17 protein-coding genes are annotated in these 24,362 nt (G+C 51.4%); 3 read left to right on the top strand and 14 right to left on the bottom strand.

Translation table 11 applies throughout. The features are described from left to right. Positions 1 to 14: 14 nt before the first annotated feature. The 9 genes from CX664_RS01580 to CX664_RS01535 all read right to left on the bottom strand — a co-directional run bounded on the left by CX664_RS01580 (position 15) and on the right by CX664_RS01535 (position 13,321). Positions 15 to 1,475, bottom strand: a complete 1,461-nt coding sequence (locus CX664_RS01580) for an FAD-dependent oxidoreductase (RefSeq protein ID WP_101745023.1) — start codon at positions 1,473 to 1,475, stop codon at positions 15 to 17. Positions 1,476 to 1,544: 69 nt separating this feature from the next. Further along, positions 1,545 to 6,002 carry a glutamate synthase large subunit gene (gene gltB, locus CX664_RS01575; protein ID WP_101745029.1) on the bottom strand — a complete coding sequence of 1,486 codons (4,458 nt, stop codon included), beginning with the start codon at positions 6,000 to 6,002 and terminating at the stop codon, positions 1,545 to 1,547. A 511-nt stretch (positions 6,003 to 6,513) separates the two neighbouring features. After that, positions 6,514 to 7,593, bottom strand: a complete 1,080-nt coding sequence (gene aroB, locus CX664_RS01565; RefSeq protein WP_101745021.1) for a 3-dehydroquinate synthase — start codon at positions 7,591 to 7,593, stop codon at positions 6,514 to 6,516. A 14-nt stretch (positions 7,594 to 7,607) separates the two neighbouring features. Beyond that, positions 7,608 to 8,129 (bottom strand): shikimate kinase AroK, encoded by a 522-nt coding sequence (gene aroK / locus CX664_RS01560; RefSeq protein ID WP_101745020.1) that lies wholly within the window; start codon positions 8,127 to 8,129, stop codon positions 7,608 to 7,610. A 126-nt stretch (positions 8,130 to 8,255) separates the two neighbouring features. Continuing rightward, positions 8,256 to 10,298, bottom strand: a complete 2,043-nt coding sequence (locus CX664_RS01555; RefSeq protein ID WP_101745019.1) for a type IV pilus secretin PilQ — start codon at positions 10,296 to 10,298, stop codon at positions 8,256 to 8,258. 254 nt (positions 10,299 to 10,552) lie between these two features. Next, entirely contained in the window at positions 10,553 to 11,089 is a 537-nt protein-coding gene (locus tag CX664_RS01550) for a pilus assembly protein PilP (RefSeq protein WP_241693381.1), read from the bottom strand. After that, positions 11,086 to 11,697: a type IV pilus inner membrane component PilO gene (locus CX664_RS01545; RefSeq protein ID WP_101745018.1), complete on the bottom strand. Its 612-nt coding sequence runs from the start codon at positions 11,695 to 11,697 to the stop codon at positions 11,086 to 11,088. The genes CX664_RS01550 and CX664_RS01545 overlap by 4 nt, the downstream gene beginning before the upstream one ends. Next, the gene (locus CX664_RS01540) at positions 11,694 to 12,257 is read right to left on the bottom strand and encodes a PilN domain-containing protein (protein ID WP_101745017.1); all 564 of its coding nucleotides are present in this window, start codon (positions 12,255 to 12,257) and stop codon (positions 11,694 to 11,696) included. The genes CX664_RS01545 and CX664_RS01540 overlap by 4 nt, the downstream gene beginning before the upstream one ends. Next, positions 12,257 to 13,321: a pilus assembly protein PilM gene (locus CX664_RS01535; protein WP_101745016.1), complete on the bottom strand. Its 1,065-nt coding sequence runs from the start codon at positions 13,319 to 13,321 to the stop codon at positions 12,257 to 12,259. The genes CX664_RS01540 and CX664_RS01535 overlap by 1 nt, the downstream gene beginning before the upstream one ends. Positions 13,322 to 13,620: 299 nt before the next feature. Between CX664_RS01535 and CX664_RS01530 the strand changes: the two genes are divergently transcribed. After that, positions 13,621 to 16,092 (top strand): penicillin-binding protein 1A, encoded by a 2,472-nt coding sequence (locus CX664_RS01530; RefSeq protein WP_101745015.1) that lies wholly within the window; start codon positions 13,621 to 13,623, stop codon positions 16,090 to 16,092. 6 nt (positions 16,093 to 16,098) lie between these two features. On the opposite strand, the gene CX664_RS01525 is transcribed toward CX664_RS01530, so the two are convergent. Both CX664_RS01525 and rpmE read right to left on the bottom strand, forming a co-directional pair. Beyond that, on the bottom strand, positions 16,099 to 17,355 hold the full coding sequence (locus CX664_RS01525) for a malic enzyme-like NAD(P)-binding protein (RefSeq protein ID WP_101745014.1): 1,257 nt from the start codon (positions 17,353 to 17,355) through the stop codon (positions 16,099 to 16,101). A gap of 162 nt (positions 17,356 to 17,517) precedes the next feature. Continuing rightward, complete coding sequence (gene rpmE / locus CX664_RS01520) at positions 17,518 to 17,733, bottom strand: 50S ribosomal protein L31 (protein ID WP_101745013.1); 216 nt, start codon at positions 17,731 to 17,733, stop codon at positions 17,518 to 17,520. Between the two features lie 481 nt (positions 17,734 to 18,214). On the opposite strand from rpmE, the gene CX664_RS01515 reads away from it, so the two are divergent. Together CX664_RS01515 and CX664_RS01510 are read left to right on the top strand one after the other, a co-directional pair. Next, positions 18,215 to 19,624, top strand: a complete 1,410-nt coding sequence (locus tag CX664_RS01515; RefSeq protein WP_101745012.1) for an ankyrin repeat domain-containing protein — start codon at positions 18,215 to 18,217, stop codon at positions 19,622 to 19,624. Between the two features lie 119 nt (positions 19,625 to 19,743). Beyond that, entirely contained in the window at positions 19,744 to 22,041 is a 2,298-nt protein-coding gene (locus CX664_RS01510; protein WP_101745011.1) for a primosomal protein N', read from the top strand. A 228-nt stretch (positions 22,042 to 22,269) separates the two neighbouring features. Here the strand turns inward: CX664_RS01510 and CX664_RS01505 are convergent, their stop codons facing one another. The 3 genes from CX664_RS01505 to CX664_RS01495 form a co-directional block, all read right to left on the bottom strand. Next, positions 22,270 to 22,947, bottom strand: coding sequence for a DUF2059 domain-containing protein (locus CX664_RS01505; protein WP_163369377.1), 678 nt, complete (start codon positions 22,945 to 22,947; stop codon positions 22,270 to 22,272). A gap of 213 nt (positions 22,948 to 23,160) precedes the next feature. Beyond that, on the bottom strand, positions 23,161 to 23,871 hold the full coding sequence (locus CX664_RS01500) for a 16S rRNA (uracil(1498)-N(3))-methyltransferase (RefSeq protein ID WP_101745009.1): 711 nt from the start codon (positions 23,869 to 23,871) through the stop codon (positions 23,161 to 23,163). An 82-nt stretch (positions 23,872 to 23,953) separates the two neighbouring features. Continuing rightward, positions 23,954 to 24,247, bottom strand: a complete 294-nt coding sequence (locus tag CX664_RS01495) for a hypothetical protein (protein ID WP_101745008.1) — start codon at positions 24,245 to 24,247, stop codon at positions 23,954 to 23,956. Positions 24,248 to 24,362 lie beyond the last annotated feature (115 nt).

Here is a 24,362-nt window from a genome sequence, read left to right as displayed (position 1 = left end):
AAAAGAGTGATTAATCAGACATCCAGATAATCAAGAATACCATCTGCTGCCTGACGACCTTCCCAGATGGCGGTGACCACCAGATCTGACCCACGAACCATATCACCACCGGCAAACACCTGGGGGTTACTGGTCTGGAACTTGTATCTGGCTTTTTCCGGGGCCACCACCCGGCCACCTTCATCAATCTGAATATCGTGCTGTTCAAACCAGTCAGCCGGGCTTGGGCGAAAACCGAAGGCCACTAGAACCACATCCGCTTCCAGTATCTGGTCACTGCCTTCTATCACCTGTGGACGGCGACGACCGTTGTCATCCGGTTCGCCCAGCTCAGTGGTTACCAGACGGATGCCATCTACCTTGCCATCACCAACAATTTCTACCGGCTGGCGGTTAAACAGGAAGTTCACACCTTCCTGTCTGGCATTGGCCACTTCCCGGCGGGAGCCCGGCATATTCTCTTCATCACGACGATAGGCACAGGTAACCGACCTGGCTCCCTGACGAATCGCCGTGCGGTTACAGTCCATGGCGGTATCACCACCACCAAGAACCACCACCCGCTTGCCCTTCATATCAATAAAGTCTGCCGGATCCTGTTCAAAGCCGAGGTTACGGTTCACATTGGAGATCAGGTAAGGCAGCGCATCATGGACACCCTCAAGATCTTCACCCGGGAAGCCGCCTTTCATATAGGTGTAGGTTCCCATACCCATGAATACCGCATCATACTCCTTAAGCAGCTTCTCCATGGTGATGTCTTTACCGATTTCCGTGTTCAGCTGAAACTCAATCCCCATTTCAGTAAACACTTCACGACGACGGCTCATAACGTGTTTTTCCAGCTTGAACTCTGGAATACCGAAGGTTAGCAAGCCACCGATTTCCGGGTTTTTATCAAACACCACTGGCGTCACACCATTGCGTACCAGCACATCGGCACAGCCCAGACCTGCCGGTCCGGCACCGATGATGGCCACTTTTTTATCGGTCCAGGACACCCTGGACATATCCGGACGCCAGCCCAGCGCCAGCGCCGTATCAGTAATGTATTTCTCGGTAGACCCGATGGTTACCGCACCAAAGCCGTCATTCAGTGTACAGGCACCTTCACAGAGGCGATCCTGTGGACAAACCCGACCGCACACTTCTGGCAGCGTATTGGTCTGGTGTGACAGGTCTGCCGCTTCAAAAAGACGACCTTCAGAGACCAGTTTCAACCAATCCGGAATGTAGTTGTGTACCGGACACTTCCATTCACAGTATGGGTTACCACAAGACAGGCAACGATGCGCCTGATTTTTTACCTGCCGCTCATCAAACGGTTGGTAGATTTCCACAAATTCTGTTTTGCGCTGACGCAGGCTTTTCTTATCCGGGTCATGACGACCGACATCAACAAACTGAAAGTTGTTATTCAGCCTTCTTTCTTTCTGGCTCAGGCTGCTGCCATTTTTTAATGGTATCTGTGACATTTCGCTGACCTCACAAAGCTGTTCGTAGGTTCAATACCTGATCGTTTGCCATCCCTGCGGACACCCTGATTACTCAGGGCTACCATGGGTGCTGGCCAGCAAGGTATCGAGACTGGCAGCTTTTGGCTTAACCAGCCAGAAACGACCACTGTAGTCATAAAAGTCATCAATCAGCTCCTGCCCCCAGGTACTGCCGGTCTCGGCAACGTAGTCTTCCAGGACACTCAGCAGGTGTGATTGATAAGGCTCCATGGCTTCATTATCAATGCGATGTATATCCACTAATTCATGGTTATAACGATCAACAAAACTTCTTTCCAGATCCAGCACGTAGGCAAAACCACCGGTCATGCCCGCACCGAAGTTATGACCCGCCCGGCCCAGTACAGTCACCAGACCACCGGTCATGTATTCACAACAGTGGTCGCCTGCGCCTTCCACCACAACATTGGCACCAGAGTTACGAACACCAAGGCGTTCACCGGCACGACCCGCTGCGTATAATGTTCCACCGGTGGCACCATAGAGACAGGTGTTACCAATGATAGAGGTTTCATGGGTGACGAAACTGCTGCCAACCGGCGGGTAGATCACCAGCTTACCGCCGGTCATGCCCTTACCCACATAGTCGTTGGCATCCCCTTCCAGGCGCATCTCCAGACCACCGGCGTTCCAGACACCAAAGCTCTGACCTGCGGAACCGGTCAGGTTCAGCTTCAGGGGGTTATCCGCCATGCCCTGGTTACCGTAACGTTTGGCAATCTCACCGGATAGACGGGCACCGATGGAGCGATCACAGTTGCCCACCGTAAAACTGAACTCACCACCTTCTCCGTTTTCGATGACATCCATCGTCTGGCGGACCATCTCTTCCGCCAACTCACCTTGGTCGTAGGGTGGGTTACGATCTACCTGACAGGTCATGGGCTTGTCCGCAGGCACATCGACACTGCCAAGAATCGGGGACAGGTCCAGGTTCTGCTGCTTTTCCGTCAGGCCCGGCAAAATCTCCAGCAACTCAGTGCGGCCGACCACCTCTTCAAGGGTTCTGGCACCCAGCAAGGCCAACCACTCACGCACTTCTTCAGCAACAAAGGTGAAGAAGTTCATAACCATTTCAACATCACCCTTGAAGTGCTCTTCCCGGAGAGACTTATCCTGAGTCGCCACACCGGTAGCGCAGTTATTCAGATGACAGATACGCAGGTATTTACAACCCATGGCAATCATCGGTGTAGTACCAAAACCAAAACTTTCCGCACCGAGAATGGCTGCCTTGACCACATCCAGACCGGTCTTGAGACCACCATCCGTCTGCAGGCGAACCTTACCACGCAGATCATTACCACGCAGCGTTTGATGGGCTTCACTCAGGCCCAGCTCCCACGGTGAACCGGCATAACGGATAGACGTCAGAGGACTTGCCGCAGTACCGCCGTCATAGCCGGAGATGGTGATCAGATCCGCATAGGCCTTGGCAACGCCTGCGGCAATAGTACCGACGCCGGGTTCAGATACCAGCTTGACGGAAACCAGCGCCTCGGGATTCACCTGTTTAAGGTCATAAATCAGCTGAGCCAGATCCTCGATGGAATAGATATCATGGTGCGGTGGCGGTGAAATCAGGGTAACACCCGGCACAGAGTAGCGCAGACGGGCAATCAGCTCATTTACCTTGCCACCGGGCAACTGACCACCTTCGCCGGGCTTGGCCCCCTGGGCAACCTTGATCTGCAGGACTTCGGCATTCACCAGGTAGTGAGGGGTTACGCCAAAACGACCCGAGGCAATCTGTTTGATTTTGGACATACGATTGGTGCCGAAGCGGGCTTCATCTTCACCACCTTCACCGGAGTTGGAACGACCACCAAGACGGTTCATCGCTTCCGCCAGAGCTTCATGAGCTTCCGGGGACAAAGCACCAAGACTCATGGCCGCAGAATCAAACCGGCGCACGATATCGCCAACAGATTCAACCTCATCCACCGCCAGTGCCTTATCATTGCGCTTGAGACCCAGCAGGTCACGCAAAGTAGCTACTGGACGCTGGTTGACCAGTTCGGCGTATTTCCGGTACTCCTGATAGTCGCCGGTTTTAACGGCAACCTGTAACTGTTGCACCACATCCGGGTTGAAAGCGTGGTACTCACTGTCGTGTACATACTTCAACAGGCCGCCCTGCTGAATCGGCTTACGGGCTTTCCAGGCCGTTTCGGCCAGCAGACCCAGTTCATAATGGAAGTCTTCGAAGCGGGCACCCTGAATACGGCTTTGAACACCGCAGAAGCACAGATCGACAATCTCTCTGGCAAGACCCACGGCTTCAAACAGCTGCGCTCCCCGATAGGAGGCTATGGTCGAGATTCCCATTTTGGAAAGGATCTTCATCAGCCCTTTGCCAATGCCTTTACGGTAAGCCTTGTACGCTTCCCGGGGATCGGTCATTACCTCACCGGAGCGAATCTGGTCATTGATGATTTCATAGGCCAGATAAGGGTAAACGGCGGTGGCACCAAACCCGATCAGTACTGCAAACTGGTGGGAGTCACGGGCAGACGCGGTTTCAACAATAATATTCGACTCAGAACGCAGGCCTTTGCCAATCAACCGGTGATGCACGGCACCCGTCGCCATGGCCGCTGGCACTGGCAGCAGTCCCTGATCGATATGGCGGTCAGAAAGGCAGATTAACACCTTGCCGGATTGCACCGCTTGTTCCGCCTGATCACAGATATTCAACACCGCCTGCTCAAGACCAATAGACGGGTCGTAAGTCAGGTTGATGGTGGCCGTCTCAAAGGACTTATGCTGATGACGAACACTCATCAGGTCCAGGAATTTCGCAGTGGACAGTACGGGTGACTTGAGAATGACCCGGGCAGCGTGCTCCGGTGTTTCTTCAAACAGGTTCAGCTCACGACCCAGACAGGTTTCCAGCGACATGACAATCGCTTCACGCAGTGGATCAATGGGTGGGTTGGTTACCTGGGCAAACTGCTGGCGGAAGTAGTCATAAACCGTTCGGGTTCTGCCAGACAGCACGGCCATTGGTGTATCGTCGCCCATAGAACCCACCGCTTCCTGGCCAGACTCGACCAGTGGACGGATCACCTGATCACGTTCCTCAAAGGTGACCATAAACATCTTCTGATAGACGTTTAGCTGCTCAGGAGACAGGTGGTCAACCTTGTAATCATCTTCGCTGAAGTGGGAACGGATACGATAGGCGTTCTGCTTCAGCCACTTTTTATAGGGCTGACGGACTTTCAGTTTGTCATCAATATCATGGGCCTGGTGCAGTTCACCTGTTTCGGTATCAATCGCCAGAACTTCTCCCGGCCCAACCCGGCCTTTGGCAACCACATCTTCAGGCTTATAGCCATGGACGCCAACTTCTGAAGCCACGGTCAAATAACCGTTTCTGGTAATAACCCAGCGTGACGGGCGCAGGCCATTACGGTCCAGGGCACAGACGGCGTTGCGGCCATCGGTAATAACCAGGCCGGCAGGGCCGTCCCAGGGCTCCATATGCATGGAACTGTATTCATAGAATGCCCTGAGGTCCGGATCCATGGTGTCGACATTTTGCCATGCGGGCGGAACCAGCATGCGAATGGCACGGTAAAGATCCACACCACCCGCGACCAGCACCTCCATCATATTATCCAGGCTGGATGAGTCAGAGCCGGTGCGATTCACCAGGGGAGAAATATCATCAAGCGTTGGCAGCAACGGTGACTGGAACTTCTGACGACGAGCCTCTGCCCAGTTGCGGTTACCGGTGATGGTATTGATTTCACCGTTGTGAGCCAGCATGCGGAATGGCTGAGCCAGCTGCCAGCGCGGCATGGTATTGGTAGAAAACCGCTGATGGAATACACAGATGGCGGTTTCAAAGCGGGTATCGCCAAGGTCCGGATAAAATGTCGGCAGGTCCACCGGCATCATCAAACCTTTATAGGTGATGACCCTGGGCGACAGTGAGCAGATATAGTAATCCTGGTCTTCCGCCATCGCCATATTGGTGTAACGGCGGGCCATGTAGAGTCTGGCATTAAACTCTTTCTCGTCCAGCTCACCTTCGGGGGTAACAAAAATCTGTTCAATGCCTGGTAACAGGTCTTTGGCGATGGGGCCAAGGCAGTCAACATTAACAGGAACCTGGCGCCAGCCTACCACGTTGAGCCGTTGCTTCTGCAACTCTTTTTCAAGCGTTTTTTTGCCTTTTTTCGCCCGGGCCCTGTCCGTGTTGAGAAAGACCATCCCCACGGCATATTGGCCGGGCAGCTCGCAGCCAAACTTTTCTTTCGCAACCGTTCGGAAAAAAGTATCCGGTGTTTGAATCAACAGACCACAACCGTCGCCTGTTTTACCGTCGGCAGCAATACCGCCACGGTGAGTCATACAGGTCAGTGCTTCAATCGCCGTTTTCAGAAGGTGGTGACTTTTCTTACCTTCCATCTGGGCAATGAGCCCGAAACCACAGTTATCCCGGAACTCCCCGGGATTATACAGACCTGCTTTCATAGGCACTTTCTCTACCAATCTCATCAACCCATTATTTTTCTGGCTCGCCTCGCCTTAACCAAAAGTCATCCCGACTTTCCCGGAGCCCGCTTCCACCTTGAAGTTGACTCCTATCCGGAAGGCTTCATGTTCCACTTTCTGAATCAGGTGAATACACATCGTTTAAACATATTTGGCGTACCACCGGCACACTACCCTGTAGAGCCATAACTATTTTGTAACCGGTTTTGTAACCCGTGTGCTTTCTGCCTCTGGTAACAGGACTTCCCGCCATAATTATGCAGCTTAAGCGCATAAAACCAAATCTGGCTTATGGCCACTTGGCAGGCAAAACGGCTCGCCATTTTACACGGCTGTCACTGCAATCACAAATGACCCGCATCAATGCAAGTAAAAACCGTAATAATAGATTGATATGTCGAAACTTTTTACAGCAAATTCACACAACCAGGAATAGTGATGACTAATATAGTGAGAGCTGGAGAGCACGCTCCAGCCAGTGAGAAAGTATTCAGGAACAGAACTGCTCAAGGCAGTCTATTAAATGTTGATGGCTAAAACCATCCGTCACCACAGCATGACCAACAGAGTCCAGAAGCACCAGCCGCAATTGGCCATCCAGCGCTTTTTTATCCACTGCCATTAGCTCAAGAAAGCGATCCGGGTTGATACCAGAAGGAGGCATTACCGGCAGGCTGGCACGTTCAAGCAAATAGATAAGCCCATCGACGTCTTCTCTGGATATATGGCCTTCCCGGCAGGAAAGATCAGCCGCCATCACCATACCTGCAGCCACCGCTTCACCGTGTAGCCAGGAGCCATAACCGGTATGCGTTTCTATTGCGTGACCAAAGGTGTGCCCAAGATTGAGAATGGCGCGAATACTGGACTCAGTCTCATCCGTCTCGACCACTCTGGCTTTGTCCTGACAGGATTGATGGATTGCGTAGGAAAGCGCCTCCGGATCACGATCCAGCAAACGCCCAATGTTTTCCTGCAACCACTGATAAAACGGTTTATCGCAAATCAAACCATATTTAATCACTTCTGCCAGTCCTGCTGATAGCTCCCGGTCAGGTAATGTGTTCAGTGTCAGCGTATCGATAATGACGGCATTGGGCTGATAGAATGCACCGATCATGTTTTTACCCAGGGCATGGTTGACCCCGGTCTTCCCCCCCACTGAAGAGTCAACCTGGGAGAGCAGTGTCGTTGGTACCTGAATAAAATCCACACCACGCTGATAGCATGCCGCAGCAAAACCGGTCATATCTCCAATAACACCGCCACCCAACGCCAGTAATGTTGTTTTGCGGGTATGCCGTTCCTGCAACAGCTGATCGAAAATAAGATTGAGTGTTTCGAGGTTTTTATACTGCTCACCATCCGGCAAAGTGATGACCGTCAAATCATAATTTGCCAGGGTGCGCTTAATGAGATCCAGGTAGAAAGGGGCGATCGTCTCGTTGGTGACAATGGCAACACGCCGACCTTTAATGTAAGACTGGAAATAGTCAGCGTTTGACAAAAGATCGGAGCCGATAAAAATGGGATAGCTTCTATCTCCCAGATCGACTTTAAGTTCCAGCATGGTAGATGACTCCCTCACTGTTTTCCCAAACCAACCGTTTGAATGATTTTTTTTATAACTTGCCGGGGTGACATGGTGGCAGTATCCAGAACAAGGTCTGCGATCGACCGATACAGTGGGTCACGCTCTTCCAGCAACCGGGTCAGAACCTCTGCACGGTCTGCCCGTTGCAACAATGGTCGTCGCTTGTCTTTTTCCGTTCTCTGCAATTGAATTGCTACCGGGGTACTCAAATAAACCACAAACCCATTGGTGCTCAACTGTCGTCTGTTTTCCAATCGGCCAACAGCTCCCCCACCGGTTGCCATGACGACGCCTTTCTGAGTGCAAATATCTTCGATGACCTGGGTTTCCCTGTCCCGAAACCCCAGCTCGCCTTCAACATCGAAAATCCAGGGAATATCTGCGCCACTGCGTTCTTCAATCACATGATCCGAGTCAAGAAAGGGTCGAGCCAGCTCTTTTGCCAGCATCCTGCCAATGGTACTTTTGCCTGCCCCCATGGGACCAATAAGATAGATATTTGTTAATGGCATGCTCTTTGCCAGCCTGACTTCCTGCCTGTGTGCAGCGAGCGTAGCGCATCGTAAGCAGTGATGACAACAAAAAACGGGAGCCAGGGCTCCCGTCAGAGATTTTAAAACCTGCTATGCGCCAACTGTTTAACGCAATGAAACACCTTCAGTAATAATTCTGGGCGTTATAAAGACCAGAAGTTCTTCTTTATCATCACTCTCTGTTTTATTGCGGAACAAACCACCAACCAGGGGAATATCGCCCAGGACTGGTACTTTGATAACACCTTGTTTTTTACTCTGCTTAAAGACACCACCAAGAACGACTGTTTCACCATCTTCAACCAGAACCTGGGTAGTAATCTCATTGGTGGAAATAATTGGAACGTTATTGGATGCCTGATCAGTGGTATCGTCATTATTGATCTTGATATCCATAATGACTCGACCATCCGGGGTAATCTGAGGTGTCACTTCCAACCCCAGCACCGCATCCTTGAACGCAACGGAAGTGGCCCCACTGGAGGTTTTCTCTTCGTACGGAATTTCTTTACCTGATTTGATTATCGCCGTTTTCTTATCGGCGGTAATGACTTTTGGCTGTGAAATGACTTCACCGCCGCCATCACTCAACAGCGCAGACAGCTCAAGGTTCAAAATCGTGCCACCATTGGTGGAGAAGCCGATAGCAATAGCACTTGAAGCCCCTCCGGTTACACTCAGGTCAGTAAATACATCATCATCCTGTCCACCACCAATCGAGAGATCCCTGTTATCGCCCTTGAGCACATCATTTTTTGACCCACTCCACTTAACACCCAGTTCTTCCTGGAAGTTGGAGCTGAGTGTCACGATACGAGCCTCAATCATCACCTGCCGAATCGGAATATCCAGCTGATCAATCAAAGCTCTTAATTCATCCAGCTTGGCCTGCGTATCCTTGATCAACAGACTATTGGTTCTTGCCACCACCTGAACCGAGCCCCTCTCTGTCAGCAGGCTGGCACCTTCTGCGCCTTTCAGTACCGTGGCAATTTCTTCAGCGTCGGCGTAATTAATCTGAACCAGATCAGTATATACCGGGGCTAACTCACGAATCTGTTTTTCGTTCTCCAGCTGCTCACGTTCACGTGCAGCAATTTCCGCTGCCGGAGCCACAGTAAGAACATTGCCTTCCAAACGCTTATCGAGCCCTTTAGCCTTAAGCACAATATCAAGCGCCTGATCCCAGGGGACATTTTGCAGTCGCAGGGTTACATTACCTCCAACCGTATCCGATGCCACCAGGTTCAGATCGGTAAAATCAGCGATCAACTGTAGCACCGCCCGGACTTCAATATCCTGAAAGTTTAACGACAGCTTATCACCTTTATAGGAGAGCCCTGCTTTTCGTCTACTGCGATCTTTAGGGTCTGGAGCCTTGACACTGACAGTCAGCAGATTGTCTGTCTGATAGGCCAGATACTCAAACTCTCCCTTGGGCTCTATGGTAATAATGCTGTTACCATCCTCAACAGCGGCATCAATAAACTTGATCGGTGTAGCAAAGTCGATAACATCCAGGCGATTTCTCAGGTTCTGTGGCAATACATTGCCCTGAAACTCCAGACGGATACGCCCCCCTTGCTCATTCATATCCATCGGAATCCTGGCATCGGACAGGGCAATGATTACCTCGCCCTCACCATCATCACCTCGCTGAAAACCAATATCGGTAATACCTCTTCGCATTTCCGCGACTTGATAGGATGACTGACTCCGCTGAGGTAACTCCCTTTGCACCTCAGTGGTGCCGTTATTCTCGCCAAGGTAAATGCTCAGCGTCCTGCCATCAGCCTGGGTGCTGAAGCGGGTAGGCTGCTGAAGATTAATAACCAGGCGGGTTCTGTCTCCGGCTTCCAGCACAGTCACACTCTTGGCATTATTAAAACCAATCTCATTGTACTTGGGGAGTTCGCTGCGGGTAAAAGGCAGGTCTATGGAAATCCGGGGAGGCTTCTCAATGCTGTAGCCATGAGCAACCGGTGCCGCGCCATCAAAGCTCAAACGTATCTCAACCATCTCACCCGGCAATGCCGCTGTATCGATATTTTTCAGGGTGACACCCCACGCGGAAATAGGCAACATGGCCAGCAACGTATACAGAAGCCCTCGGACAGCCCTGGCCTGCAACAGGGGACTAATATTCATCTAACTTACCTATTTCAGAATTAGAATTGTTTTTTTCATCGGCATCACTGTTAAATAATCCAGCCCATTCCGCCACGATGGCTCAAAACCAAACCCGCTCATGCTGAAGCATCCCCCAGATAAAAAAAGCCGTCTATCCCTGAATACAGTCGACTAACTCAACACAGCCAGCCGCGCACTGTCAACCGCTCAGGGTGTAACAGCAGCATCCTTGCTGGAAATATGATGATTAATTCACAATAAAGGAAATAAAATCACTGATTATTAAAATTAACGCGGAGAACTCTTGGTCGCTCAATCCAGTAACTTGGACCAGCAGGAACAATCTCGGTCACACGCAACTCCTGGTCATCGAGGTAAGTAATACGACCATGGTTACGCCCCATGTAATCACCCACACGAACCCGGTGAACACCGTCAGAGCCACGTACCAGCCCCCAGAATCCTTCGTCGTTACTGATAGAGCCTACCAAACGAAACGAGTCCAGTTCAAACTGTTCCAGGTACTGCTTAACACGGTGTGGGTCTGGCTTGATGTTGCTATTGAGCTGTTCCGTAGTCAGTTCAATTTTCACCGGTTGCTTAAAAGGACTGCGCAAGGCAGATGCCTGATAAGTAAACGCCTCATAAGGCCTGAACTTGGGCAATGGCTCAATATTACCCGTAGGACGGGCCCTCATCTCAGCCATATAGTCATCAATATCCTGGTACCCCTGACGGCCACCATCCAGACATCCGGAAAGAATCAGCGCAGCACCGGCAACAAAGACAAGTTGAAGCAGCTTCATCATAGCCCCCCCTGATCATTGTAGCGGTAAGTTTTTGCAAGGATGTTCATGGTTAACTGACCATTCTTGCCCGGGCGAATCTCAAAATCATGCAGGGTAACTATTCGCGAAAGACTGGCGACACCACTGACGAAGTTACCCAGATCATGGTATGTGCCGGTCACGCCAATGCTGATTGGCAGCTCTATATAAAAGTGGCTGACATTTTCATCCTGAAGTTTTATTTCTTCGATCTGAAGACCTGCTCCACGCCCGGTAAAGGTAATGTCTTCAAGCAGCCCGGGCACCTCTGTATCACTGGGTAGCTGTTTCACCAGTGCACCAAATGAGTTTTCCATTTCCGCCATCTGTTCGCGGTAGGCCTGCAGGTTTGCCGACTGGAACGCCCTGATTCGATACTGCTCCCGTAAATCCTGCTCTTTACTGGCAGCAGCATCATACCGCTTCTGCAAACTGGTCAGGTGAAACTGATAACCAAGCCCCAGCACTAACGCCAGAGTCAGAATACAGACAAAGACCCTGGCTCCCAGGGGCCATGAACCGATGTTATCGAAATCAATGTCATTCAGGTCAAGCTCATTCAGCTTTTGTATTGAATCTGCAAGGTTCATAGTCCCCCCTTGGCCTGAGTGGGGTTGATCTGCTTAACCGTTAGATCAAACTCATTCCAGCGCTGGCTGTTAGCCGCTACTTTCCTGACCGCTGTCAGATTTGGCTCAGCAAACCATTCAGAGTTATCGAAGTTTCTCATCAAGGCAGAGATACGATTATTGGACTCGGCAACCCCGACCAGCGACAGACGATCTCCCTCCAGGGTTATCTGCTTGAAATAAACCCCCTCAGGAACCACATGTGCGACCTGGTCAAATATGCGAACAATCACAGGGCGGTTGCCTTGCAGGTTTTGAATGACCTGCATCCTCTCCAGCAGTTGTTCTTTCTTGGTTCTCAGGTCCTTGATTTCACTGATCCGCTGATTAAGCTGCGTAATTTCATTTTGCAGATATTGGTTACGGCTCTGCTGCTGACTGATGTTATTGCTGATATAAAGATCACCGATAAAGACCAGGCCAATACCAACCAGCACAGTTATCGCCCAGAGGGCAATGAAATGCTGTTTGCGCTCTTTCCTGAGTTCTTCACGCCAGGGTAAAAGGTTAATTCTTGCCATCAGTCGAAACTCCTCATGGCAAGGCCACAGGCGATCATCAGCGCCGGGGCCTCAGTGGCCAGTTGGTCCTTATCCACTTTCCCTGCCATGGACATTCCGGCAAAAGGATTTGCCAGCCTGGTCGGGACCCCCAGTTTGTCCTGAATCATTTCCGCCATACCCGGGATTGATGCGGATCCTCCTACCAGGGCAATGGCATCCACATCATTAAACTGGCTGGATGAATAAAAGAATTGCAATGAACGTGATACCTGCTGAACCACCGTTTCCCGGAAGGGCTCCAGAACTTCAGGCTCATAATCGTCAGGCAGCCCCCCTTTGCACTTGGCTTTCTCGGCTTCTTCAGGGGTGAGCCCATAACGGCGCTGAATCTCATCAGTCAACTGCCGTCCACCGAATAACTGCTCACGGGTGTATACGGTTTTACCCCGGCTGATCACATTCAGTGTGGTTTTCGTGGCACCAATATCGACGATAGCCAGCACCGGATCCTGATCTGGCAGGTCAAGCTGGCCATCAATCAATTCGCACGCCCGCTCCATGGCAAAAGCTTCGACATCAACAACCCTGGCCGTTAACCCACCAAGTCGAAGTGCCTCTTCGCGCATTTCAACATTGTCACGACGGCAGGCTGCCAGCAAAACTTCAACACGCTCGGGATTTTTTTCGTTCAGACCCTGAACTTCAAAGTCGATGGCCACTTCATCCATGGCGTAGGGAATATACTGGTCTGCCTCAACAGAAATCTGAGTTTCCATCTCATCTTCACTGAGGGAAGCATCCATATCGATGGTTTTGGTGATAACGGCAGCGCCTGACACCGCAACGGCGGCGTTTTTCAGGCCAGTTCTGGATTGGGAGAGAGCTCTTGCAACGGCTTCACCAATGACATCAACTTCATGAATATTATTTTCAACCACGGCTCCTGGCGGAAGGGGCTCAACACAGAAAGCTTCGACTCGGTAAACACTGCCTTTTAGCCCTAACTCAATGACTTTGACAGATGTCGAGCTTATATCCACCCCTAACACGGCATTTGATTTTTTCTTCAGCAGCCCTAACACTGGTGCAATCCTTGATTATTAGTTATAAGATCAACGGCCTTAATTTAATAACAGTCTGTATACTTTCGCAATTACAGTCGCCATTCAGCCAACTCTAAACACTGGATTTTTAAGGAAGATCCTTCGGCAACCCAAGACGGTGTCGCGTACAGGAAAACCACATTTTCAGCTGATGGCCATTTCACCATATAATACTCAGTCACGAACGGCTGTCAGGACGACTCTTGTTATGACAAGACAGTTCAAAGATGTCACAACTTCAGCCGGTGGCCTTCGCTTAATCAGGATGCCCTAACAGCATGAAACGGTCGGTTAAACTTCTTACATTCCTGCTCTGGTCACTAGTAACAGTAGCCAGTGGAATTCTGCTTGTCAGTGCCAGTGCCTATTTATACCTCAGTCCTTCGCTACCTTCTGTGGAGTCATTGCGGGACGCCAAATTACAGACACCTCTGCGAGTTTACTCTCAAGATAATCTGCTCATTGCCGAGTTCGGCGAAAAACGCCGGTCCCCCATTCAGTTTGAAGACGCCCCCATACACCTGATCAAAGCCTTTATGGCTGCCGAAGACGACCGTTTTTATTACCATCCCGGCGTTGACATCATGGGCCTGATGAGGGCCGCTGTGCAACTGGTCAGCACCGGCAGCATTCAGTCCGGTGGCAGCACCATAACAATGCAGGTGGCCAAGAACTTCTTCCTGAGCCACGAGCGGGTATTCTCGCGAAAATTCAATGAAATCCTACTCGCTTTACAAATAGAACAGCAACTGTCCAAGGATGAAATCTTTGAACTCTACCTCAATAAAATTTACCTGGGAAACCGCTCTTATGGTGTCGAGGCCGCAGCACAGGTTTACTATGGCAAAGCCATCGATGAGTTGAATCTGGCCCAGATTGCCATGATTGCCGGTCTGCCAAAAGCACCTTCCCGCTATAACCCGATCAATGACCCCAAACGGGCCCTGATCCGACGAGACTGGATCCTTGGAAGAATGAAAGATCTTGGCTACGTCACCCATGAAGAATACAACGACGCCGTCAGCCAGCCGGTTACTGCCCGCTATCATGGCGCAAAAATCGAACTTGAAGCGCCTTATATCGCCGAGATGGTTCGACAGCAAATGGTTGAGCAATACGGTCTGGATGCCTACACCGAAGGTTTTAAAGTCTACACCACCACCAGCAGCGAGCTGCAGAATGCGGCCAACCTTTCGGTAGCCCAGGGGTTAATGGCCTACAACGAACGCCATGGTTATCAGGGCCCGGTCACCAACCTGTTTGATAATATTCCGGAAGAGGGCTGGCAGCAGCGCATCAATAAAACTCCATCGCCCGGTATTCTGTTACCCGCCATGGTCACCCGGGTTGGCGAGGAAGACGTTGAAATTGGTCTGAAAGACGGCAACAGCGGTAAAATCAGCTGGGAAAATCTGAGCTGGGCAAAGCCTTTTCTGACCGTAAACAGCGTGGGTCGTACACCTGAAACACCTGCGGATGTTGTGAGAATCGGAGACCAGATCTGGGTCCGGCTTACAGAAGATGGCAGTTACCGTCTGGCCCAGGAACCACAGGCACAGGCAGCCCTGATTTCCATGCACCCGGAAAATGGTGCAATTCTGGCTTTGGTGGGAGGGTACAACTTCTATGACAGCATGTATAACCGCGCCACGCAGGCCATTCGTCAGGCAGGCTCATCATTCAAACCCTTTGTTTATGCAGCGGCCATTGCTAACGGCATGACTGCGGCAACCATCGTCAATGATGCTCCGATTGTCTTTGATGATGCCAACCTTGAAGATAGCTGGCGGCCCAATAATGACAATATGAAGTTCAATGGCCCCATGCGTCTGCGAGAAGGTCTCTATCGCTCCAGAAACCTGGTCTCTATCCGTGTTCTGCGTCAGATGGGTATCAGCAAAACCGTGAACTATCTTAAGCAGCTGGGTTTCAAGGAAGAGTCTTTAAGCCGTGATCTGTCACTTTCCCTGGGCAATGTTTCCATGACACCGCTGGAACTGGCTTCTGGCTATGCAGTTCTGGCCAATGGCGGTTTCCGCATTGAGCCCTGGTTTATCCAGCGAATTGAGACCAATGACGAACTTATTTTTGCCGCCAACGCAGCAATAGCCTGCAATGAAAGCTGTATCGCCAGCCTGAATCAAGACACCATGGAGGGTGAAGAAGAGAACCCCCTTTTCAGCGATCCAGAGCTTGAGGAAATGCTGATTCAGGAAGACACTTTGCTCACTGAACCCGACGATCAGCCGGTAATCGCCCAATCCGTTATGTCACCCCGAGTGAACTACATCATGAACGACATCCTGAATGATGTCATCTGGAAAGGCACCGGCAGACGCGCCCGGGAATTAAAACGGCAGGATATCGCCGGTAAGACCGGAACCACCAATGACAGTAAAGATGCCTGGTTTGTTGGCTTTAACCCGGATGTCCTGACTGCCGTGTGGGTGGGTATGGACGACTTTTCAACCCTCGGGCGCTGGGAATACGGAGCCAATGCAGCTCTGCCAATCTGGATTGACTATATGCACACCGCCCTGGAGGGCAAACCGGAACATAAACCGGCACAACCGGAGGGCATGATCACCCTGAAAATTTCACCAGAAACCGGACAGCTTGCCCTGCCCGGAGATCCCAACGCTATTTTTGAAATTTTCCTCCAGGAAAACGCCCCGCAACAATACAGTGATGAAGGGCTGCCATCTCTTGGCGAGATGGACCATGAGTTTTCACCGGAAGATCTTTTTTGATATTGATCAAATATCCGCAACAGAGTTCAGAGGGTAATGGCCAGGGTATTCCGCCCTGGCAACGCCAGAGTCAACTGCTGCCTGAGCCACAGCGGCAGAAACACTGCCAAGCAGTCGGGAATCCATAGGCTTGGGAATGATATAGTCCGGACCAAAACTCAGCTTGACGCCATCGTACGCCTTCATTACCACTTCCGGGACAGGCTCTTTTGCCAGCTCCCGGATGGCATTAACGGCCGCAATTTTCATCGCTTCGTTAATGCGTGAAGCACGAACATCCAATGCACCACGGAAGATAAACGGAAAACCAAGGACATTATTTACCTGATTCGGATAATCTGAGCGCCCGGTAGCCATAATGACATCAGGACGAACCTCCTTAGCCAGCTCAGGACGAATCTCCGGGTCAGGGTTGGCACAGGCAAAAACAATCGGGTTTTCAGCCATTTTCGCCAGCTGTTCCGGAGACAACAGGTTAGCACCGGAAACGCCAAGGAATGCATCCGCCCCGTCAATGGCGTCATCCAGTGTGCGGCAGGGTGTTTCTACAGCAAACATCGCCTTGTACTGGTTCAGATCATTCCGTTCTGAATGAATGACGCCCTTGCTGTCCAGCATGAGAATATTTTCTGGCTTGAAGCCGCAGCTGATCAGCAGTTTCACGCAGGCAATGGCCGCCGAACCGGCCCCCAGGCAGACCAGCTTTGCCTCTTCAATATCCTTTCCGGCAATCTCAAGGGCATTAAGCATGGCCGCTGCCGTTACAATCGCGGTACCGTGCTGATCATCATGGAAAACCGGAATATCACAATCTTCAATCAGACGACGTTCAATTTCAAAGCACTCAGGTGCTTTGATATCTTCCAGATTAATACCGCCAAAGGTACAGGCAATTCGCTTCACCGTATCAATAAACGCCTGCGGACTCTCAGACTCCACTTCAATATCGATCGAATCAACCCCGGCAAAACGTTTAAACAGCAGAGCCTTGCCTTCCATAACCGGCTTACTGGCCAGTGCGCCCAGATTACCCAGACCAAGAATCGCTGAACCATTACTGATTACCGCAACCAGATTACCTTTGCCGGTATAACGGTAGACATCCTCTGGATTTTCGGCAATCGCCCGCACCGGCTCCGCGACACCCGGGCTATAGGCCAGTGAAAGATCCAGCGCGGTCTCTGCCGGCTTGGTAATTTCAATCGAAATTTTTCCAGGTTTTGGAAGAGCGTGATAATCAAGTGCAGCTTGCTTCTTTTCCATGAGTTTTTTACTGATATGGGGGGGGAGGTTATATGAAGGCCCAGAATATATGATGGAAATGGGGGGAACAAGGTCAATTGGTAAAATATCAGGCCATACAAAAAAGGCGACTGCAAAACAGTCGCCTTTTTAAACCTTTCGGTCGGTAAGCTGTCAGCTCGATTACTTGCGAGCGCCCAGCTTGCCAAAACGCTTGTTGAAGCGCTCGATACGGCCGCCGGTATCCATCACCTTCTGAGTGCCGGTGTAGAATGGGTGGCACTTGGAGCAGACTTCGATGCTCAGAGGCTTGCACAGCGTAGAGCGAGTTTTGATTTTGTTACCGCAGCTGCAGGTAACTTCGATTTCTTCGTAGTTAGGATGGATATCCTGCTTCATTTGAGCTTCCTCGAACTGGTGTATGCCGCCACCTGACTCTCAATAGAGCCCTGGTGTTATCAGGCTCGGGAGACAGGCACCGCAAACGGAACCCACCTCAGCATAATGAGCTGAGAGGGTAAAGAGCGGTGGATACTACCAGAGATTATGACGGAGGGAAACAGTCTTATGTTCGTCCCATATACGTAGTTTTCAAGCCATTATCCGATCATCAGCACAACCTGCAATGACCAAAAAACAATACACAAAAATTAACAAATTACCGTTTCAATTCTTTTAGCTTCCACTCTGTTTCAGAAAAGAAACCATCAGATTAAACCTCCCATGATATGGAAAAACTATTGGATAAAAACGGACATCCAGAAAAAGTCTGACGAAAACCGGCGACAGAGCCCTTGAGGCAGTAGACTGAACATCCATCGTCAATATTAATGAAACCACAAAGGCCTTAAACAGTGCCCTACTGTGTCCGGTGAATACCATGAACATAGAATGCTTGTATTTTTATGATATTGACCTGGTGTGGGCCGCCAGCAGGCAGGGCTATATCGGAATACACAATGTGCTGCAAGCCAACGAAACCGATTCACCTCCTCCATATGATCTGGCCTGGGCGGCCGTGAATGGGCAAACAGAGACCGTCAACGAACTACTGGCCAATGGCGCTGTTCCCAGTCTGTCTACCTATGCCTTATCGTTGGCAGCCGGCCAGGGGTATGCCGACATCGTCGATATTCTGCTGGCCCACGGTGCCACTCCATATCAGTCACCGGATGCATTGGTGTGGGCCGCCCAGAATGGTCATTTTGTGATTTTCAACACCCTGCTGACCCACGGGGCCACTGTGCACCAGTCGCCAGACGCCCTGGTAAAGGCCGCCAAAAACGGGCACACCGACATCGTTGACATCCTGCTGGCCCACGGAGCCGCACCCAGCCACGCTCCATTTGCCCTGTCGCTGGCGGCCCGGAATGGGCATGCCGGGATCGTCGAAACTCTGCTGGTCCACGGAGCCGCCCCCCAACAATCACCAGAAGCACTGATGTGGGCTATCCAAAAGGGTCACAGCACGATTGTCAACACCCTGCTGAGCCATGGAGCCGACCTTAACCAGTGCCCGAAGGCCTTAGTGTGGGCCGCTGAGAATGGTCACGTTGAGACGGTCAAGACATTGCTGAACAAAGGAGTTCCCCCGGAGTATTGTCAAGAAACACTGGTGCATGCCTCAAGCAAGGGACAGCTTGAGATCGTTAACGCTCTGTTAGCCAAAGGTGCCAATCTCCATCGATCGCCAGCGGCCCTGGATTATGCCGTCACTAATGGGTATGTCGAGATCACCAGCGCATTGCTGACCACAGGAGCCACACCTCAACAGTTATCCAAGGCCCTGGTCTGTGCCGCTACAAGAGGACATGCAGGGGTCGTCCACACTTTGCTGGCCTATGGTGCCATCCCACACCACTCTCCAGATGCCCTCGTGATTGCCGCCCGTGAGGGTCACATTCAGGTTGTCAGCATGCTGTTGGCCAACGGTGCGACTCCCCATCAGTCTCCTGAAGCCCTGGTGCAAGCCTCCTCGAATGGCCATGTCAGTATCGTTAAAACTTTACTGACACATGGAGCCAACCTCCACCAGTCACCAGCAGCCCTGTCCTGGGCATTCAGGAAAGGACAAACCGAAATCACTTACCTTCTGAAAAACCACATACCCAAATTACAATGCCAACAACCAACGCTTCTGCAACTGTGCGCACGAACGTGCATCCGTAACCGATTGATCAAAAATCTGAACATCAGCGGGCAACCGGTGCGGCCAGCAATTGAAGCACTGCCACTGCCCGATCAATTGAAGAAGTTTATCTATAACCCACTGCTTCCAACACCTTCCTGAAACACTGAGGCAGAAGAGATGAAGGTGGATAACCGCAAACCACCCGACCCGGTTTCTGTTCATGCCAGCTTTCAGTTCCTGTATCATCTCCCCCATAGAAATACCACGATGGAACCTGAATGAGCAGCAAACCGGCGGACACTTCTGACGCAGCAAATGATCAAGCAACCACCGAACAGTCCGTCTCCGCCAGGCTTACCGCAGAAAATTTTATCAGAGTCGCCATCCCTTCGCCTCTAAGGCAATTGTTCGACTACTTACCACCAGACACGCATTCTGCCACGGCCCTTCGCCCTGGCAGCCGAGTTATCGTGCCTTTTGGCCCACGGCAAATGGTGGGGATTGTGCTCTCCATCGAATCCGACACGGACATTCCTGCCAATAAGCTGAAACAAGTCATCTCTGTCCTGGATGAAGGGGCTCTTGTACCAGAGGATATTATCCAGCTATGCCAGTGGGCAGCCCGTTATTACCATCACAGCATCGGAGAAACCCTGCACCAGGCTCTGCCGAAAAACCTGCGCCTGGGAAAACCGGCATCCACCGGCAGCATTCCTTTCTGGCACCCCCTGGTGGAACCGGACAGTGAGTTACGAAACCAGCTGAAGCGCTCAAAAAAACAGCTGGCCGCCCTGACGCTGATTGGTGAAAATCCTGACGGCATCAGCGCCACGGAGCTCCATGAATACGGTTTCAGCAAGAGCATTCTAAAAGAGCTGGTCAAAAAAGGATTGATCCATTCCCGGGATGTTGAGCCTTCCCCACGCCTGTTTACCGAAACCACCAACCCACTGAAGTCTGCTCACCTTCAGCTGAACGAAGAGCAGGCCTTTGCCTGTGAAGCCATCACCGATGGTCTGGAATCCTATCGCACTTATCTTCTGGAAGGCATCACCGGCAGCGGCAAAACCGAAGTGTATCTGCAGGCTATTTCAGCAGCATTGGCCAACGGCAAGCAGACATTAGTGCTGATTCCGGAAATCGGTCTCACGCCTCAGACGGTCAGGCGCTTTCGTGATCGTTTCAATGTACCGGTTGCCTGCCTCCATTCGGGGCTCAGCGATGGTGAACGATTACAAGGCTGGCTCGAAGCGGCCAGGGGCACGGCTGGCATATTGATTGCCACCCGTTCAGGCATTTTCACTCCAATGCCACACCTTGGGCTTATTATTGTTGATGAGGAGCATGACGGCTCTTATAAGCAGCAGGAAAGCCTGCGATATAACGCCAGGGATCTTGCCATATTCCGCGGCAGCCAGTGCCACTGCCCGGTCGTCCTTGGATCGGCAACCCCTTCTCTGGAAACGCTACACAATGCGCATCAGGGAAAATACACCCAGCTTCACCTGAAGCAGAGAGCAGGGAATGCGCGTCCACCCGCCATGGAGCTGCTGGATATGCGCCACCAGGTTCTGAAAGACGGCTTATCCACAGAACTGCTGCAAAGAATCGCTGCTCATCTTGGACGAGGCAATCAGGTGATGGTTTTCCTGAACCGTCGTGGCTATGCGCCATCCATGATCTGTCAGGACTGCGGCACCATTATCGACTGCCCGCACTGCGATGCGCACATGACCATTCACCGTTACCCTCCCCATATGCACTGCCATCATTGCGATCTGCAACAGGCCATCCCATGGCAGTGCCCATCGTGCCGGAGCCGAAAGCTTCAACCTGTTGGCCAGGGTACGGAGCGGACAGAGCAGACCCTCAGCCAACACTTCTCCGGTTATCCCGTGCTGAGAATCGACCGGGACACCACTCGCAGAAAACAGGCGTTGAGCGATATGCTGGAGGAAGTGCAGTCCGGCAGACCCTGCATACTTCTGGGCACACAGATGCTGGCGAAAGGTCACCACTTCCCGAATGTGACCCTGGTTGCCATCGTCAATGCCGATGCAGGGCTGTTCAGCTCTGACTTCAGAGGACCGGAAAGAACCGGCCAATTGATTATGCAGGTGGCGGGGCGAGCAGGACGGGGGAATAAGCCCGGACAGGTTATTATTCAGACCTATAATCCGGAACACCCTGCGCTCCAGCTTCTGTCCATGAACGACTACAGCCGTTTTGCCAGCAGCCTGTTTATGGAAAGAAAAAGCCTGAATCTTCCCCCGGAGGGATATTTAACCCTGGTTCGATCAGAGTCGGTTAACCAGGGGGAAAGTGAAACCCTGCTCTCAGCGTTGAGACACTATGCTGGGCGGGCAGCCGAAGGCCGCAATGTTCGGTTACTGGGTCCGATTCCAGCCCCCATGGAAAAGCGTCAGGGACGCTACCGCTGGCACCTTCTTATCCAGGGAAAAAGCAGAAATCACTTACACGCGGTGGTGAGTAGCGTTGTCAGCTACCTGGAAAGCCACCGGCTTCCCAGGCAACTGAGGTGGACGGTAGATATTGACCCTCAGGAGATGAGCTAGTACATGGCTTCAATGAGTTTGACGGGTTGTCGTGCCTCCGCACTCCGTTCGTCCTGAGCTTGTCGAAGGGCGGAAACTCCGGACTCTGATAGATCGTGCCAAGCACCCTTCGACTCCGCTCAGGGTGAACGGAGATTGTAAACGTCAAACTCATTGAAACCATTTACCAGGAGGCTGACCGAGAATAGCGCACGTAGCAAGGAGGGCAGTCTATCCTCGGTCAGCCTCCTATAGCATCCGCGATATAGCCTGAATTTGCCCCCTCTGGAAGTTCTGCATGGCACTTTTCCGGGCAAAGTCGAGATATCTCCGGATATCACTGTCCGGCAGGGATTTATAGGTGTAGAGAAAGATATCCCGCATTCTTTCCGGCATATCTTTCCGGATATAGGGCTTCTCCTGAGCTTTCAACACCTGGGCAGGTCTCATTGGCTGCTCGGCACCTGCGGGCATGACCTCCCGAAGCATTCTCTGGGCTCCCACTGAAGCACTGGCAGCCAGCTCGGTACTCAGCTCAACAGCATCAAGTGCCTCCATCAACTCTTCTATTAAAATTATCCGATTATTTCTGGGCAGCTCCGCCGACAGCTTTTCCCGGATATACATCTCCATTTTTGCCTGATTGGCAGGATCACTGGCTTCAGCCTCAAGGCGGAGAATTTTCTTCCCCAAGGGCGATCCGAACCAGTCAATCAACCGGTCCAATTCACCCACCGACAACGCTTCATCCAGGGTTACTTTCATGGAAGCCCGAAAAAAGTCGGGACTGTAACGAATTTTGACCACCTGATTGACCGTATCCACAACTGGCTCAGGAATCGGATATTTCTGCTGCTGAAGAGTCATACTGTCGTGTATCCAGTCAAGCTGACGCTCCAGTCCTGTCTGGTCATAAAGTTTATCCAACAACTGATGCTTTGCAGGTGATGCCAATGCATTGGCAGTAAAAAGCAGGGGGGCGAACAAACCTACAACTACTAATCTCTTTCCGTCCATAGTCAGAGCCGTGTTGATACCGTTTATTGTGAAACAGTCAGTTAATATGCACCAACTCACTGTAGAGGGTGAGCGACAGTGACTGTATTGTCACTACTCACCTTTACCATACTCTGTTGAGTATCAGTCGTAAAGTTTACTGACGATGGCCGTTACCGCCGTCTCGACCCGTAAAATACGTGGTCCAAGGTGGATCCTTTGAAACCCGGTCTGTTCCAGTTTATCCACTTCATAGTCAATAAAGCCCCCTTCCGGACCAATAGCCAGCACAGCAGGCCCGGAAATCTGATGCGGGCAGCTCTCACCCCCTAGCGGATGAGCCACCAGTCCCAGCGTTCCTGCCACCAGGGCCGGCAAACGATCTTCCACAAAAGGTTTAAAACGCTTTTCAAGAATGACTTCTGGCATGATCGTATCCCGGGCCTGTTCAAGCCCCAGTATCAGCTGCTCACGCACTTTCCCGGGGCTTAACCAGGGGGACTGCCAGAAACTTTTTTCAACCCGATAACTGTTCATCAGGATAATCTTTTTAACACCCAGCGCCGTCAGATGCTGGAGTGAACGTTTGAGCATTTTTGGCCGGGGTAAAGCCAGCAGAACCGTCAAAGGCAGGGCCGGAGGGGGAGGCGTATTCAGCTCCACTTCAAGACGCATTATTTCTGAAGACAGATGAGTAATTTTCCCCTTGCCCATGTTGCCATTCACCAGGCCAACACGCAGCACATCGCCTTCACTGGCCTGATGAACGTCCAGCACATGCATTAACTGCCGCTGGCCCAGCTCTGCATGCCATTCATCAATAAAGTGTTGTTGCTCAAGGAGGAGAAGATTCATCTAAACAGCCATACGCTGATAAGCCAGTTAATCAGCAGGGAACTGAAACTGACACATTCATATAAAAGGAAAATCAGAGTGCTTAAAAAGCGACGCCTTTCCGATAATCATCCACAAGCAGGTCAATCTCATCAAGTACCCGATCAATGGCCGCCGACGATAGCCTGATCTTACCAGATACCAGCTCATCCCTTAACTCATCCACAGACAAATAATTACTCGAAAGCGATGCTTTAAGTGGGTGAAAAACCGGATCAGAGAGTAGCCAGAGCAGGCCGTTCTGGACCACCTCAATGGGAACGTCAAATGGTGAATGATGGTAAATGTGGTCAGAATTAAACTCTTCCCGGCCATCTGAGAAGTGGGGATATGGCATACTTCCTCCCTGAAACAACCGTATCATAGGATAGCATAGCACCCGAACCTTCTGGGCGACCCCGTCCAGGCGAGCAGAGAGCATAGCGAGGATGATAGAAAATTGGTGGAAAATA

Source organism: Endozoicomonas acroporae (assembly GCF_002864045.1).
Taxonomy (GTDB): Bacteria; Pseudomonadota; Gammaproteobacteria; order Pseudomonadales; family Endozoicomonadaceae; genus Endozoicomonas; species Endozoicomonas acroporae.
This window is presented reverse-complemented; position numbering and strand designations above follow the sequence as displayed.

What these genes read in the sequence shown, in the direction of transcription:
- CX664_RS01555 (WP_101745019.1), bottom strand. Translation starts at nt 10,298, where the DNA reads ATGAATATTAGTCCCCTGTTGCAGGCCAGGGCTGTCCGAGGGCTTCTG.
- aroK (WP_101745020.1), bottom strand. Translation starts at nt 8,129, where the DNA reads ATGCCATTAACAAATATCTATCTTATTGGTCCCATGGGGGCAGGCAAA.
- CX664_RS01525 (WP_101745014.1), bottom strand. Translation starts at nt 17,355, where the DNA reads ATGGAAAAGAAGCAAGCTGCACTTGATTATCACGCTCTTCCAAAACCT.
- CX664_RS01515 (WP_101745012.1), top strand. Translation starts at nt 18,215, where the DNA reads ATGAACATAGAATGCTTGTATTTTTATGATATTGACCTGGTGTGGGCC.
- CX664_RS01500 (WP_101745009.1), bottom strand. Translation starts at nt 23,871, where the DNA reads ATGAATCTTCTCCTCCTTGAGCAACAACACTTTATTGATGAATGGCAT.
- CX664_RS01550 (WP_241693381.1), bottom strand. Translation starts at nt 11,089, where the DNA reads ATGATGAAGCTGCTTCAACTTGTCTTTGTTGCCGGTGCTGCGCTGATT.
- CX664_RS01580 (WP_101745023.1), bottom strand. Translation starts at nt 1,475, where the DNA reads ATGTCACAGATACCATTAAAAAATGGCAGCAGCCTGAGCCAGAAAGAA.
- CX664_RS01545 (WP_101745018.1), bottom strand. Translation starts at nt 11,697, where the DNA reads ATGAACCTTGCAGATTCAATACAAAAGCTGAATGAGCTTGACCTGAAT.
- gltB (WP_101745029.1), bottom strand. Translation starts at nt 6,002, where the DNA reads ATGAAAGCAGGTCTGTATAATCCCGGGGAGTTCCGGGATAACTGTGGT.
- CX664_RS01530 (WP_101745015.1), top strand. Translation starts at nt 13,621, where the DNA reads ATGAAACGGTCGGTTAAACTTCTTACATTCCTGCTCTGGTCACTAGTA.
- CX664_RS01495 (WP_101745008.1), bottom strand. Translation starts at nt 24,247, where the DNA reads ATGCCATATCCCCACTTCTCAGATGGCCGGGAAGAGTTTAATTCTGAC.
- CX664_RS01510 (WP_101745011.1), top strand. Translation starts at nt 19,744, where the DNA reads ATGAGCAGCAAACCGGCGGACACTTCTGACGCAGCAAATGATCAAGCA.
- CX664_RS01540 (WP_101745017.1), bottom strand. Translation starts at nt 12,257, where the DNA reads ATGGCAAGAATTAACCTTTTACCCTGGCGTGAAGAACTCAGGAAAGAG.
- rpmE (WP_101745013.1), bottom strand. Translation starts at nt 17,733, where the DNA reads ATGAAGCAGGATATCCATCCTAACTACGAAGAAATCGAAGTTACCTGC.
- aroB (WP_101745021.1), bottom strand. Translation starts at nt 7,593, where the DNA reads ATGCTGGAACTTAAAGTCGATCTGGGAGATAGAAGCTATCCCATTTTT.